This is a genomic window from Rhodovulum sulfidophilum DSM 1374, assembly GCF_001633165.1.
GTDB classification, from domain to species: domain Bacteria; phylum Pseudomonadota; class Alphaproteobacteria; order Rhodobacterales; family Rhodobacteraceae; genus Rhodovulum; species Rhodovulum sulfidophilum.
Map to the genome: position 1 here is coordinate 1,357,655 of NZ_CP015418.1, position 14,163 is coordinate 1,371,817.

At 66.9% G+C, this 14,163-nt stretch carries 10 protein-coding genes, 1 tRNA gene and 3 pseudogenes; 11 read left to right on the forward strand and 3 right to left on the reverse strand.

The window, feature by feature from the left end; translation table 11 throughout:
• The first annotated feature begins 127 nt into the window (after nt 1-127).
• A tRNA-Val gene (locus A6W98_RS06515) sits at nt 128-202 on the forward strand.
• Here the strand turns inward: A6W98_RS06515 and A6W98_RS21860 are convergent.
• A complete protein-coding gene (locus tag A6W98_RS21860) occupies nt 193-513 on the reverse strand; it encodes a tyrosine-type recombinase/integrase (protein ID WP_072071656.1) in 321 nt (106 codons plus the stop codon). The two genes, A6W98_RS06515 and A6W98_RS21860, sit on opposite strands and share 10 nt — an antisense overlap.
• A 139-nt stretch (nt 514-652) precedes the next feature.
• Here A6W98_RS21860 and A6W98_RS06520 point away from each other — a divergent pair, with 139 nt between their 5' ends.
• Together A6W98_RS06520 and A6W98_RS20235 are read left to right on the forward strand one after the other, a co-directional pair.
• On the forward strand, nt 653-2,122 hold the full coding sequence (locus A6W98_RS06520; protein ID WP_196760251.1) for an amidase family protein: 1,470 nt from the start codon (nt 653-655) through the stop codon (nt 2,120-2,122).
• Nucleotides 2,123-2,258: 136 nt separating this feature from the next.
• Nucleotides 2,259-2,621: pseudogene (locus A6W98_RS20235) on the forward strand (IS110 family transposase); the annotation flags it as partial.
• Here A6W98_RS20235 and A6W98_RS21865 read toward each other — a convergent pair.
• A pseudogene (locus A6W98_RS21865) lies at nt 2,509-3,245 on the reverse strand (transposase); the annotation flags it as partial. The pseudogenes A6W98_RS20235 and A6W98_RS21865 sit on opposite strands and share 113 nt — an antisense overlap.
• Nucleotides 3,239-3,887, reverse strand: a pseudogene (locus tag A6W98_RS06530) (IS5 family transposase); the annotation flags it as partial. The pseudogenes A6W98_RS06530 and A6W98_RS21865, both read right to left, overlap by 7 nt.
• 296 nt (nt 3,888-4,183) lie before the next feature.
• On the opposite strand from A6W98_RS06530, the gene A6W98_RS06535 reads away from it, so the two are divergent.
• From A6W98_RS06535 to A6W98_RS06570, 8 genes are all read left to right on the forward strand, one after another.
• Entirely contained in the window at nt 4,184-5,227 is a 1,044-nt protein-coding gene (locus A6W98_RS06535; RefSeq protein ID WP_042459379.1) for a substrate-binding domain-containing protein, read from the forward strand.
• 123 nt (nt 5,228-5,350) lie between these two features.
• The gene (locus tag A6W98_RS06540) at nt 5,351-6,847 is read left to right on the forward strand and encodes a sugar ABC transporter ATP-binding protein (RefSeq protein ID WP_042459383.1); all 1,497 of its coding nucleotides are present in this window, start codon (nt 5,351-5,353) and stop codon (nt 6,845-6,847) included.
• Nucleotides 6,844-7,848, forward strand: coding sequence for an ABC transporter permease (locus A6W98_RS06545; protein WP_042459386.1), 1,005 nt, complete (start codon nt 6,844-6,846; stop codon nt 7,846-7,848). Before A6W98_RS06540 ends, A6W98_RS06545 begins: the two co-directional genes overlap by 4 nt.
• Nucleotides 7,848-8,822: a sugar-binding transcriptional regulator gene (locus A6W98_RS06550; protein WP_042459389.1), complete on the forward strand. Its 975-nt coding sequence runs from the start codon at nt 7,848-7,850 to the stop codon at nt 8,820-8,822. Before A6W98_RS06545 ends, A6W98_RS06550 begins: the two co-directional genes overlap by 1 nt.
• Nucleotides 8,819-10,537, forward strand: a complete 1,719-nt coding sequence (locus A6W98_RS06555; protein ID WP_231098378.1) for a glycerol-3-phosphate dehydrogenase/oxidase — start codon at nt 8,819-8,821, stop codon at nt 10,535-10,537. The genes A6W98_RS06550 and A6W98_RS06555 overlap by 4 nt, the downstream gene beginning before the upstream one ends.
• On the forward strand, nt 10,534-12,072 hold the full coding sequence (locus A6W98_RS06560) for an FGGY-family carbohydrate kinase (protein WP_042459392.1): 1,539 nt from the start codon (nt 10,534-10,536) through the stop codon (nt 12,070-12,072). The genes A6W98_RS06555 and A6W98_RS06560 overlap by 4 nt, the downstream gene beginning before the upstream one ends.
• Nucleotides 12,065-12,952 carry a 3-hydroxy-5-phosphonooxypentane-2,4-dione thiolase gene (gene lsrF / locus A6W98_RS06565; protein ID WP_042459396.1) on the forward strand — a complete coding sequence of 296 codons (888 nt, stop codon included), beginning with the start codon at nt 12,065-12,067 and terminating at the stop codon, nt 12,950-12,952. The genes A6W98_RS06560 and lsrF overlap by 8 nt, the downstream gene beginning before the upstream one ends.
• A complete protein-coding gene (locus A6W98_RS06570; RefSeq protein ID WP_042459398.1) occupies nt 12,949-14,127 on the forward strand; it encodes a class II aldolase/adducin family protein in 1,179 nt (392 codons plus the stop codon). The genes lsrF and A6W98_RS06570 overlap by 4 nt, the downstream gene beginning before the upstream one ends.
• The last annotated feature ends 36 nt before the right edge of the window (nt 14,128-14,163 follow it).

Below are 14,163 nucleotides of genomic sequence, written 5' to 3' on the forward strand. Positions count from 1 at the left end.
CCCGCGGGCGCGTCTTTTTCGTTCCGGGCGATGGGGGCGGCGCCCCGGAACATGCCTGAAAAAGCTGCGGGCAATTCTCCTCGACCCTCTTGCAAAGCTCGGCGGGTGCGGATAACAAGCGCGCCACGGGTGATTAGCTCAGTGGTAGAGCGCTTCGTTCACATCGAAGATGTCAGGAGTTCGAATCTCTTATCACCCACCATCTTTCCAATGGTTTGTGTTGATTTTGCAAAGCGCGCCCAGGTCCCATGAACCTTGCGGAGCGTCGTGAAGTCCGGAACATCCGCTGCGCGGCGCAACTGGCTTGGCGAGTCCCAAGCATGAACGCGCGCTGTCACCAAGACGTTTTGAATGTTCCAGATACTGGCTGATCTCGCTTATCGGCACGCCCGCCTCGGCCATGTGGACGGCGGAAGTCTGCCGGAGAAAATGGGGTGATACGTCCTTGAGGCAGGCCGAATTAACGGCGCGCTGCCCCCCTTTCGGATCCACGTTACCGGTGCTCCGGCTCATTCGATCACATGGTCGCTCAGCGCGGCCTCTTTCGCAGGCATCAGCGCCGCGCGCGCCCCGAAATTCATCGGGACCACGGCGCGCCCCTTTCTCGGGCCCGTGGCTTCTCTGCACAGATCAGTCTGACCACGAGCCTGATATGCGGGTCGCATTCCGCCGCCAGAAGCTTGTCGATTTCCGCCTGGGTGAGGTGGCGATCTCGCGGGGCAGGTTTCGGCGGTTTCTCGATATGCGGAGCGTACTCGATCATGCGCATTTTCACGGTCCAATTGAGGGCTGTGCGCAGGTGGCCCAGCTGGGTCCAGGACGCGCCGTCGCCTCTCGGCGCCTAAAGATCGAATGGAACACAGCCGCTTGCCCCTCCGGGCGTGCCGCGTTACCCCCGAGCATGTCTACAACCTCTTCCCCCGATCCATTCAACGCGCTCGTCGAAGCGCTCGATCTGCCTCCGGTGAAGGACGGGCCCCTGAGCGGCGCGCGCTTCACGGTGAAGGACAATATCGACATCGCCGGGCATCGCACCTCGTTCGGCAGCCCCGCCTGGCGGGACACCCATCCCGCGCCGGTCCACAACGCCCTCTGCGTCGATCAGCTTCTTGCCGCCGGGGCGCACTGCGTGGGCAAGGCCGTCGCGGATGAACTCACCTATAGCCTGGATGGAGAAAGCCAGTTCTTCGGCACGCCGCAGAATGCCAAGGCGCCCGGGCGGGTTCCCGGTGGATCGTCGAGCGGTTCGGCCGCCTCCGTTGCCAACGGGCTGGCCGACTTCTCGATCGGCACCGATTCGGGCGGGTCTGTGCGCGTTCCGGCGAGCCTCTGCGGGATCTGGGGAATGCGCCCCTCGCTGCATCGCATCTCCGAGGCCGGGGTGCTGCCCTTCATGCCGAGCGTCAGCACCGTGGGCATCCTTGCCGAGAGCCTTCCGCGTCTCGAAGCCGTGGCGCGTGTCCTGCTGCACAGCCAGACAACGCCGGTGACTGCGCCGCGCCGTCTGTTGGTGCTGAGCGACGCGGTCGAGCTTGCCCTGCCGCCCGTGCAGCAACAGCTGCGCGCCGCCCTGGACGAGATCGCCCGGCGCACCGGCCTTGTCGCGGAGCCGATCCGCTTTGCCGAGCTCGTCGGCGAAGACGTGGCCCTGAGCGATTGCAATCTGAAGGCGCTGCGCGATCTGCAGACGGCGGAATTCCAGAGCACGGTCGGCAACTGGATCGAGGCGACCCGGCCCGAGCTGGGCGCGACCTTCACCCTGGCCTATGGCAATGTGCAGCACTTCGACCGGATCGCCGCGCTGGAAAGCCTGACGCGAAGCGAGCGGCTCTTCCAGCAGATCAACGCAGCGCTTCCCCCTGGCACGATCATCTGCTTCCCGACCACGCCGACCGCGGCGCCACTGAAAGGGTCGCTTGACACGCTCGAGGCGGTGACGGCGTTCTACGATCCGACGATGACCCTCACGGCGTTCTCCGGAGTTGCCCGTCTTCCCGAGATCTCGGCACCGCTGCTGACGGTCGAAGGTTGCCCGGTCGGCATGTCCTTCGCCGCCGGGCATTACCAGGACGAATCTCTTTTGGTGACTCTGTCGGAGCTTCTCGGCCCGCAAGGCAGTTGAAAGCCGACTGGAATAGATCATTACACCGACCGGAGAGCCCGCGCCGCGAGACGTGGATGGCGGCGCTGGTTGGTCTGCTCTGTCAAAACACCGCGATCCGAGGTGGGGTCGCAACAATCCGATTTGTGAGGCGGTCATGTCGGAGATTGTCACGGTCGGGCTGGACCTCTCGCAAGACCTGTTCCAGGTCCATGGTGCTGACGGCGAAGGCAATGCTGTCTTGCGCAAGAAGCTCGGGAGGGCTCAGGTGCTCGAGTTCTTCGCCAGTTTGTCGCCTTGTCTGGTGGCGATGGAGGCCTGGTGTGGTGTGCATTTCCGGTGGCGGAAGCTGGCAACGCTGGGTCACGACATCTGCCTCATCCCGCCCGCCCATGTGAAGCCCTTCATCAAGCGCCAGAAAAATGATGCGGCTGACGCGGAGGCGATCTGCGAGGCAGTTCATAGACCGAACCTGCGTTTCGTGCCCGTGAAGAGCGAGGAAACGCAGGGGGTTGGCCTGCCCCCATCGGGTGGGCCGATTTCAGTGTTAGTGCATGACGGGTCTTTGAGCTACGGTTGGGGTGGTCGGCGATACGGACCTGAAGCTCGGCGACCTGTCGGTCGAAGTCCCGTGCCATGAGGCGCTGTCCCAGCAGTTTCACACAGTGCATCTTCGTCTCGACACGGCTTCGGCGGTGGTATCCGCTCCATCGTCGCCAGAGGGCACGACCGAGGTATTTCGATGCCCGCAGTGCTTCGTTTCGTGCGACCGCGCCGGCGGTGACTGTCTTCCACGGTTTGGCGTTCTTGCTGGGCGGAATGACAGCGTGGGCGCCGCGGTCAGTAATGGCATCGTGGCATTTGCGGGTGTCGCAGGCACCGTCGGCGGTGACGCTGCCGATCTGCTCGTGCGCCGGGATCTGTTTGAGCAGGTCGGGTAACGATGTGGCTCCCTGTGATCTCCACGGCCCGAATTGAACCCGCGATACGGTATGTTCACAGTCAGGGTCTTCTGGCGGCGGGACAGGGTGCTGAAGTCAGGCGCCGTCCAGTCGAGGCCAACCAGCTGCAGCAGGCTCTCGACGAAGCCGGTCGTCTGCCTGAGCGCCATGCCGAATAGCACCTTCATCGAAAGGCACGTCTGGGTATGATCCCGTTGGCGCCTCGGTCGATAATCGCGCTATGGCACCGGCGCGTGTCATAGGCACCATCCGCGGTGACGGTATCACTCGGTTCGTCTGGCGGGATCTGCTTCAGCAGTTCCGGCAGCAAGGGGTTGTCTCCCTGGCGGCTCGAAGTGAACTCGAGCGCGCGGACATCGCCCGTGCCCGCGTCCCCGGCGATATGGACCTTGCGCCATTGCCTGCGGCGCGACGCACCATGCTGGCGAACCTGCCACTCGCCGTCGCCTCGGAATTTGATGCCGGTGCTATCGATCAGGAGGTTCAGCGGCTGCCCGGATGCACGATAAGGGATCTGAACCGCGATCCGCGCCTGGCGTCGGCAGAGCGTCGAACAATCCGGCACCGACCAATCGAGCCCGGCCATCCGGATCAGGCTTTCGACCAGCCCGGCCGTCTGGCGAAGCGGAAGACCGAAGAGAACTTTCAGCGTCAAGAAGGTCTGGATCGCGGCATCCGAGAAGGTCTCGGGTCGTCCCGGACTTCTCCGCGTGCCAGACCATGTCGGGATCAAACCACACCGACAGCGAGCCTCGCTTACGCAGCGAGGCTTTGCAGGCTGACCAGTTCGGCGTGCGATAGCGGGGAAAGGTGGGCTTCGGCATGTGCCTCACCTGCATTGATGGATTCGCTAAGGGAATCCATACCGAGATCTGCAACAACGCCCGAACAGCTGCTCGTTGACCCGTCGGATACGGGAACTTAACCCTCAGACAAGTAAGCCGAGTCCACGGCTCACATGCAGGTTGCATCATGTTCCCGGGTGCCGCGTAGCAGCGACATGCAATATATTTCAGACCTTAGGATTTATTGACAGCCAGTGAGCTGCCCCGCATCCTGACACTGTGAAATGTCGGCCCCGCCTGAGGAGAAAGCGGGTCCGGTTCAGGGAGGACATCCGATGAAGACCCGTTATCTTGCGGCGGCAGCCGCCTCTTTTGTCGTGGCCAGCGCAGCCGGGGCCCTGGCCCAGGACGCCGATGCACCGTGGGAGCAGAGCCCGTTCCACTGCGAGCCGGGCGAGACCTATGTGATGAACGTGATGGTCTCGGGCGTGGAATACTGGTTCCCGGTCTACGAGATGTTCAAGCAGGCGGCGCACCAGTTCGGCTGCGAGACGGATTACACCGGCACGCCGGAATATGACGTCAACAAGCAGATCGCCACCTTCGAGCAGGCGCTGGCCAGGCAGCCCGCGGGCATCCTGCTGCATCCGATGAGCCCCGACCCCTTCGTCGAGCCGATCAACCGCGCCATCGAGCAGGGCACCGCCATCGTGACCTTTGCCGCCGACAGCCCCAATTCCAAGCGCGTCTCCTATGTGACCTCGGACAATTTCCGCGAGGGCCGCGTTGCCGCGCAGCAGATCGCCGAGGCCATGGGCGGCAAGGGCCAGTACGCCGTGCTGGAAAATCCCGGGCAGGACAACCACGACCGCCGCGTCGCCGCCTTCGTCGAAGAGATGGAAACCAACTATCCCGACATGGAACTGGTCGGCCGTGCCTCGACCGGGCAGGACCCGAACAAGGCCTATCAGGCGGTGCTGAGCCTGGCGCAGGCCCATCCGGATCTGGGCGCGGTGTTCATGCCCGAGGCGTCCTCGGCCATGGGGGCGGCGCAGGCGGCCAAGGAGGCGGGCGGCACCATCCGCGTCATGTCGGTGGACGTGAATGCAAGCGTGCTCGACATGATCAAGGCGGGCGACATGTTCGGCGCGATCAACCCCAATCAGGGCGCCCAGGGCTATTACGGCTTCCTGCTGCTGTGGCTGGCCAAGCATCCCGAGCTGATCGACCCGATGAACGACCATGCCGAGGCCGGGTTCAACCCGATGGGGATCCCGATGCTCGACAACGGCTATTCGGTCGTGACGCAGGAGAATGCCGACAGCTTCTACTGGGACAAGTACCTCAAGAAGCGCGGTACCCGCGGCATCGAGGGCTGACGCCCGCGCCAGGACCGCGCCAAGGCCGCGCCCGCACCTCCCCCCTTTGGCGGCGCGGTTCCTCGTCGGCGGATCGGTTTTTCCCGATCCGCCGCACCTCCCCCGCATGATCCGGAGGTCGCCATGCCGCCCCTTCTGCACCTGTCCAACATCGCGAAAAGCTTCGGCCCGGTAAGGGCGCTGCGCAACGTCTTCTTCGAATTGCGCGCCGGCGAGATCCACGCGCTGGCCGGCGAGAACGGCGCCGGCAAGTCCACCACGATGAAGATCGTCGATGGCATCCTGCAACCCGACGCCGGCGAGATCCGCATCGACGGCGAGCCGCGCCGCATCCGCTCGCCGCTGGAGGCGCAGGCGCTCGGTATCGGCTTCGTCCATCAGGAGATCGCGCTCTGCCCCGACGTGAGCGTAGCCGAGAACATCTTCATGAGCGCCACGGCGACGCGGCGGGGCCTGATGGATTTCGCCGCACTGGAGCGCAAGGCAAGGACGGTGCTGGCAGAGCTTTGCGATGTCGACCCGGCCGCCAAGGTGGGCGATCTGAGCATCTCGGACCAGCAGCTGGTCGAGATCGCCAAGGCGCTGACGCTGGACGCGCGCATCCTCATTCTCGACGAGCCGACCTCGGCGCTGACCGAGACCGAGACGGAAAAGCTGTTCCGCATCGTCCACCGGCTGCGCGAGCGGGGGCTCGGCATCATCCACATCTCGCACCGCATGGCCGAGATATTCGAGCATTGCGACCGCGTCACGGTGTTCCGGGACGGCGCCTATGTCACCTGCCTCGATATTCCGCAGACCACGCCCCAGGAGGTGGTCAACAACATGGTCGGGCGCGAGATTTCCCATCTTTATCCCGACAAGGCCACCACGCCGCCGGGCCGCCCGCTGCTCGAGGTCGAGGGCGTTACCTGCGACGTGCTTCGCGATGTGTCGCTGACCCTGCGCGAGGGCGAGATCCTCGGCATCGGCGGGCTGATCGGTTCGGGCCGGTCCGAGCTGGCCAAGGCGATCTGCGGGTTGCGCCGCAGCGCCAAGACCGTGCGCCTGAATGGCGAGCCGGTCGAGATCCCCGATTTTTCCGCCGCGCTGGAGCGGGGCATGGTCTATGTTTCCGAGGACCGCAAGGGCGAGGGGCTGTTCCTCGACCTGCCGATCTCGCAGAACGTGTCGTCGCTGCGCCTCTCGCAGGTGACCAAGGCGGGCCTTGTCGACCGCGCGGCGGAACTGGCTCAGGCCGAGACGCTGGGCCGGAGGCTCCGGCTCAAGGCCGGCCGGCCCGAGGACCCGCCGAGCACGCTGTCGGGCGGCAACCAGCAGAAGGTGGCGCTGGCGCGGATGCTGTCGGTGAACCCGAAGGTGGTCTTCCTCGACGAGCCGACGCGCGGCGTCGATGTCGGCGCCAAATCCGAGATCCATGCCATCCTGCGCGAGCTGTGCGACCAGGGGGTCGGCATCGTGGTGATCTCGTCCGAACTGCCCGAGCTGATCGGGCTCAGCGACCGCATCGTCGTCCTGCATGAGGGCGAGATGACCGGAGAGCTGGGCTCTGACGAGATGACCGAAGAGGCGATCATCCATCTTGCCTCGGGCCTGCATATTCAAGGAGACGCAGCATGAGCGAGACCAGCCTTTCCGGCGGCATGACCCAGACCCGCCGCGACCCGGGCCCCCTGCGCAGGCTGGCGGGGATGCGCGAGATGGGGCTCTTGTGCATCATCCTCGCGCTCTGCGTGGTGATGAGCTTTGCCAGCCCGTATTTCCTGACCTGGTCGAATTTCCGGACCATCTTCCTGAGCTTCTCGATCGAGGGGATCGTGGTCATCGGCATGACCCTGCTGCTGATCGTCGGCGGGCTCGACCTGTCGGTCGGCTCGGTGGTCTGCCTGGCGATGGTCGTCGCGGGCAAGCTGTTCCTGATGGGGCTCGACCCCTGGCTCGCCTCGGCCGCGGGGGTCGCGGCGGCGGCGGCTGTCGGCGCGGCGATGGGGCTGTTCGTGGTGCGCGTTGGGTTGTCGCATTTCATCGCGTCGCTGGCGGCCATGGTGATCGTGCGCGGCCTGTGCCTGCTGATCACCAAGGGCACGCCGATGTCGCTGTTCTCGCTGCCGCCCGAATTCAAGTTCGTCGGGCAGGGCAGCCTTGGCGGGCTGCCGGTCGTAGTGGTGATCTTCGTGGTGCTGGCGGTCGTCTTCGACTTCCTGCTGCGGCGCTCGGCACGGTTCCGGACCATCATCTACACCGGCTCCAACGAACAGGCCGCCGAATATTCCGGCATCCGCACCAAGCGCGTGATCTTCTGGGTGACGGTGCTGTGCTCGACCCTAACCGGCCTCGCGGGCGTGATCTTCATGGCGCGCTTCGGCTCGGCCACGCCGCAATTCGGCGTCGGCATGGAGCTGAACGTCATCGCGGCCGCGGTGATCGGGGGCGCTTCGCTGAAGGGCGGGCAGGGCTCGATCTTCGGTGCGGTGCTGGGGGTGGCGCTGTTGTCGCTGGTGACCTCGTCGCTGATCCTGCTCGATGTCAGCGTCTACATGCAGGACATGATCAAGGGCTGCATCCTGCTGGCGGCGGTCAGCTTCGACCATCTGATGAACAAGCGCGGCAAGCGGGGCTGATGATGGATCAGCTTCAGGACATCGCGCAGATACGCCGGATCTATACCGCGCTGACGCTGCATTACGTCGACGGGCTGACCCAGGCCCAGGTGGCCGAGCGGATGGGGCAGAGCCATTCCACCGTCAACCGGATGATCAAGGCGGGGCATGACATGGGTATGGTGGAAATCTCGATCCGCTCGCCTTTCCAGGACCATCTCGCGCTGGAACGCGAGCTGGCCGAGGTCTCGGGCCTGCGCGAGGTGGTGATCGAGACCACCGCCGCGGGCAATCCCGAGGCGGTTCTGGCCCGGGTCGGCATCACCGCCGCCGAACTGCTGGTCTCGAAGCTGAAGCCGGGGATGACCGTCTGCCTGACGGGCGGCAAGGGCGTCAGCGCCTGCGTCGCCGGGCTGCGCCAGGTGGTGCCGCTGCGCGGCATGAGGGCGGTGCCCGCGACCGGCCTCGTGCAGGGCAAGCACTATACCGACGTGAACCACGCCGCCGCCACGCTGGCCCGCGCCTTCGGCGGCGAGGCGGTGCAGATGCTCTCGCCGATGTTTGCCGAGACCGAAGAGCAGCACGCGATGATCTGCGAGATGAAGACGGTTTCGCGCGTCATGGAGGCCGCCCGGGCCGCCGACGTGGCCGTGGTCGGCATCGGCGGTCTGCGCGAGAAGGCGACCTCCTATTTCGATCTGCACCGCGACGTGCCCGCCGAGGAAGAGGCGCTTTATGCCTCGGGCGCGGTGGCCGAGCTGCTGGCGCATGTGCTCGATGCGCGCGGCGCCGTCACCGATTACGTGCGCAACCGGCTGGTCGTGGCGATCTCGCCCTCGGATCTGGCCAGGGTGCCGCTCAGCATCGGCGTCGCGGCGGGGCAGGAGAAGGCCGAGGCCATCTGCGCCGTGGTGCGCGGCGGCTACATCAACACGCTTGTCACCGACGACGCCACCGCCCGCTGCGTGCTGGCGCGCCTGAAGGAGGCCGCATGACCCTTTCCATCGTTCCCCCCATGTCGCGGGCCGCGCGGCTCGATGCCATGGACGGCGCCGCACCGAAGGTGCTGGTGATCGGCGGCGGCATCAACGGCGCGTCGGTCTTTCGCGAACTGGCCCTGAACGGGGTGCCGGTGATGCTGGCCGAGAAATCGGATTTCTGCGCGGGGGCCTCCTCGGCGCTGAGCCGCATGGTGCATGGCGGGCTGCGCTATCTCGAGAATGGCGAGTTCGATCTGGTGCGCGAGGCGCTCGACGAGCGCAACCGCCTGCTCCGGAACGCGCCGCATCTGGTCGGTCCGCTGCGCACCATCGTTCCGATCGACAGCTGGGTCTCGGGCGCGCTGAACGCACCGCTCAGGTTCCTCGGCCTCAGCAAGGCGCCATCGCGGCGCGGCGCGCTGCCGGTCAAGCTGGGGCTGTCCTTCTACGACATCTATACCCGCGGCAAGGGTGGGCTGCCGCCGCATGCCTTCTGGTCCGCCAAGACGGCGCAGGCGCGCTTTCCCTTCCGCCCCGGGCTGCGCTGCGCCGCCACCTATTACGACGGGCAGGTCAGCCATCCCGAGCGCGTGGTCACCGAGATCTTCGAGGATGTGGCGCGCGCCGGTTGCGACGCGGTCGCGCTGAACCATCTCGAGGTGACGAAGATCGGGCCCGAGGTCGCGCTGACCGACCGTATCGGCGGGCGCGAGATCACCCTGCGCCCCGAGATCGTGGTCAACGCCACCGGTGCCTGGATCGACCGCACCAATGCCCGCGCCGGGGCGACGGAGGACATGGTTCAGGGCACCAAGGGCGCGCATCTCGTGCTCGACCATCCCGAGCTCCGCGACATGCTCGGCGATGACATGGTCTATTACGAGAATGTCGACGGGCGCATCTGCATCATGTTCTGCCTGCACGGGATGGTGCTGATCGGTTCGACCGATATCAAGGTGCCCGATCCCGACAAGGTCCGCTGCGAGGCGGATGAGCAGGCCTATATCCTCGAAGGTCTGTCCTGGGTCTTTCCGGGCATCACGGTGCGGCCCGACCAGGTGCGGCATGTCTTCGCCGGGGTACGGCCGCTGCCGGTCAGCGGTGCGGGCACCACCGGGCAGATCCCGCGCGGCCATTTCAACCGCTGGACCGAGGGCGGGATCCCGATGCTCAGCATGATCGGCGGCAAATGGACCACCTTCCGCGCCTTCGGCGAGCTGGCCGCGGATGACGTGATGGCCCGTCTGGGGCTGACGCGCCGCACCGGCACGGGGGACCTGCCGATCGGCGGCGGCGCGGGTTATCCGTCCGATCCGGATGCCTGGTGCGCCGAACAGGCGGCGGCCTCGGGGCTGTCGCAGGCGCGGGTCGCGACGCTGCTGGCGCGCTACGGCACGCTGGCGGGCGCGCTGGCGCCGAGCTTCGCCGGGGAACGGATGCTGCCCGGGCTGCCGGGCTATTCGGATGCCGAGATCGATTACCTGATCGCCCATGAGCAGGTCGAGACGCTTGCCGATCTCGCGCTGCGCCGCACGGTGGTGGCGCTGGCGGGCGGGCTGGATGCGGCGGCGCTCGAGGCGCTGGCGGAGCGGCTGGGAGCGGCCCGGGGCTGGAGCGCGGCCCGCCGCGCGGAGGAGTTGCACCGCTTCCGGGTCAAGCTGGCAACGGATCACGGGGCCGACCCGGAGCGGATCGGCCTGCATCGCAAAGGGGAGGTTGCGGCGCAATGACGGGATATCTCATCGGCGTGGATGCCGGGAACACGATGGTGAAGGCGGCGCTGTTCGATGCCGAGGGCACCACGCTTGCCGTCGCCTCGCGCGGGTCCGAGACGCTGCAACCGGCGCCGGGCTTCGTGGAGCGCGACCCCGACGGGCTCTGGCAGGCCGCCAGCGGCGCGATCCGCGACTGCCTCGCCAAGGCCGGGATCGACGGCGCCGAGGTGCTGGCGGTGGGCGCCGCGGGGCATGGCAACGGGCTCTATCTGCTCGATGCCGAAGGCCGCGGGCTGATCGGCATCCAGTCGATGGACAACCGCGCCGAGACGCTGGCTTCGCAGATCGCGGCCGAACATGGCGACGAGATCCTGTCGCGCGCCCAGTCGCGGCCCTGGCCTGCGATGACCCCGGTGCTCTTGCGCTGGATCGCCGAGAACCGCCCCGAGATCATGGCCCGCGCCCACAAGGCGCTGCTGTGCAAGGACGTGATCGTGCACGGGCTGACCGGGCGCATGGGCTCGGAGGTGTCGGATCTTGCCGGCGCCGGGCTGCTGGCGCTGCCCGCGCTGGATTATGACGACGCGTTGCTGCGGCTTTACGGCATCGAGGGGCTGAAACACGTCCTGCCCGAGCCCGCACAAAGCGATGCGGTGGTCGGTCATGTCACCGCCGCCGCCGCCGCGGTAACCGGCCTTGCCGAAGGCACCCCGGTGGTGGGCGGGCTTTTCGACGTGCTGGCCTCGACGCTGGGGGCGGGCACATCGCATGCCGGCGAGGCCTCGATCGTCGCGGGCAGCTGGTCGATCAACCAGGTTTTTGCCGAGCATCTGCCGGCAGAGCCGCGGGCGCTGCTTGCCAGCGTGCTGGGGCGCGACACCTGGGTCAGCTGCGAATGCTCGCCGACCTCGGCGGCGAACCTCGAATGGTTCGTGCAGACCTTCCTCGCGGATGAGGCCAGGGCCACCGGAGAGGATCCGTTCGCGCTTTGCAACCGGCTTGCGGTCGGGGCCGATCCCGAAAAGGACCTGCCGGTTTTTCACCCGTTCCTTTACGCCGGGCCGGTGCCCGGTGCGCGCGGCGGCTTCAGCGCCATGGGCGCCTGGCACAGCCGCGGCGACATGGTGCGCGCGCTTTATGAAGGGGTCGCCTTCGGCCACCGCGCGCATTTCGAGATCCTCGACCCCGATCGCCGCTTCCGCTTTGCCACCCTGTCCGGCGGCGCGGCGAAATCCGAGCTCTGGGCGCAGATCTTCGCCGATGCGCTGGGGATGACGCTTCGCCTGTCCGACTGCGCCGAGACCGGCGCCCGGGGGGCTGCCATCGCCGCCGCCATCGGCGCCGGGCTGTTTGCCGATTTCGATGACGCCACGCAGGCCATGGCCCGGCATGTCGAGGAAATCACCCCCTGTCCGGCGGCGCAGGCGCTGCTGGATGCAAGATACCGGCGCTGGTGCGCCTACCGGGATGCGCTCGGGGCGGCCTGGGCGCCGCCCAAGCTGCCCGGCTTCGATTCCAGAGAGACACAGGAAAGGACATCACATGGCTGATCTCGACGACATCATCGACGGCAAGGATTTCGGGCTGACCACGCCCCCGAGGAACGAGCCGTTCTTCCTCAAGGGCGCGGGCGCCTATGACTGGGGCATGCAGAACCGGCTGGCGCGGATCTTCCGTCCCGATACCGGGCGCACGGTCATGCTGGCCTTCGATCACGGCTATTTCCAGGGGCCGACCACCGGGCTGGAACGGGTCGATCTGAACATCGCGCCGCTGTTCGACCATGCCGATGTGCTTATGTGCACGCGGGGGATGCTGCGCACCACGGTGCCCGCCTCGACCCGCAAGCCCATCGTGATGCGCGCCTCGGGCGGCAATTCGATCATGTCCGAGCTGTCGAACGAGACCATCGCCGTCGACATGGAGGACGCGCTGCGGATGAACGTCGCGGCGATGGCGGCGCAGGTCTATATCGGCTCGGAATTCGAGCATAAATCGATCACCAACATCATCAACCTGATCGACCGGGGCAACCGCGTCGGCATGCCGACCCTCGCCGTGACCGGCGTCGGCAAGGATATGGCCCGCGACGCGCGCTATTTCGGCCTTGCCACCCGCATCGCCGCCGAGATCGGCGCGCAATACGTCAAAAGCTACTATGTCGACGAGGGCTTCGAGAAGGTCTGCGCCGGCTGCCCGGTGCCGATCGTCATCGCCGGCGGCAAGAAGATCCCCGAGGCCGAGGCGCTCGAGGTGGCCTACAAGGCCATCGACCAGGGTGCGGCGGGCGTCGACATGGGTCGCAACATCTTCCGCGCCGGGGACCCGGTGGCGATGATCCAGGCGGTGAGCGCGGTGGTGCATGACCTGCTTCCCGCGGCGCAGGCCTTCGAGATGTACAACGATCTCGCTGCCCGCAAGGCGGCATGACGTCGATGACTGACGAGGCCGATACGCTGCTGGCGCAGCGGGTCGAAAGCTCCAGGCAGCTCGGGGGAAACCCCGAGCTGGCGATGCATGGCGGCGGCAACACCTCGGTCAAGGTGATGCGCGAGGGCAGGCGGGTGCTGCATGTCAAGGGCTCGGGCTGGGATCTGGCGGTGATGGAGCCGCAGGGGATGCCGGGGCTCTGGCTCGATCCGCTGTTCGAGGTGAAGGACGGGGCGCGGCTGAGCGACAGCGAGATGGTGCGCTTCCTGCGCGCGCACCTGCTGGATGCGTCGGCGCCCAATCCCTCGGTCGAGACATTGCTGCATGCCTACCTGCCGGCGCGTTTCGTCGATCACGGCCATGCCTCGGCGGTGCTGGCGCTGGCCAGCCGCCCCGAGGCCGAGCAGCGAGAGACGCTGCGCGTGCTCTTCGGGGACGGGCTGGTCTTCCTGCCTTACGTCTTCCCCGGGTTCGATCTGTCCATCGAGGGCGCCAGGGCCGCCGAGGCAGAGCCGCAGGCCTGGGGGATGTGGCTGGCGCAACACGGGCTCTTCACCTGGGGCGAAACGGCCGACGAAAGCCTCACCCGCTTCCGCGACGCGGTGGCCGCCTGCGAGGCCCATCTTGCCGCGCGCGGCGCAGCCCTGATGCCGCCGAGCCCGCGCCAGGGCAACGAGGCGCTGGAGGCGCTTGTCCCGCATCTGCACGCCGCGCTGCCCGGGCTTGCCTTCACCGACGCACGCGGCGCCGACCCGCTGGCCGCGCTGTCGGGGCAGGCGGGCATGGCCGAGGCCGTCAGCCGGGGAACGGTGACGCCGGATCACGTGATCCGCATCAAGCCCTGGCCGCTGATCCTTGCGCCCGGGACGGATGCCGCCGGTATCCGCGCGGCGCTCGCCGGTTTCGGCGCGGCCTACGAGCGGTATTTCCAGGACCATTCGGACGGTACGCAGATCATGCTCGACACATTGCCACGGGTGGCCTTCGTGCCGGGCGCAGGCTTGATCGGTCTGGGACGCTCTGCCTCCGAGGCCAGCATCAACGCCGATCTGGCCGAGCAGAACCTCCGCGTCGCGGCGTCCGCCGAGGCGCTGGGCGGCTACCAGCCGCTGCCGCGTCCCGAACAGTTCCTGATCGAATACTGGGAACTGGAGCAGGCCAAGCTGCGCAAGTAGCGGGGGGCCTCGTTGCCCAAAGGGGAGAGCGGGGGC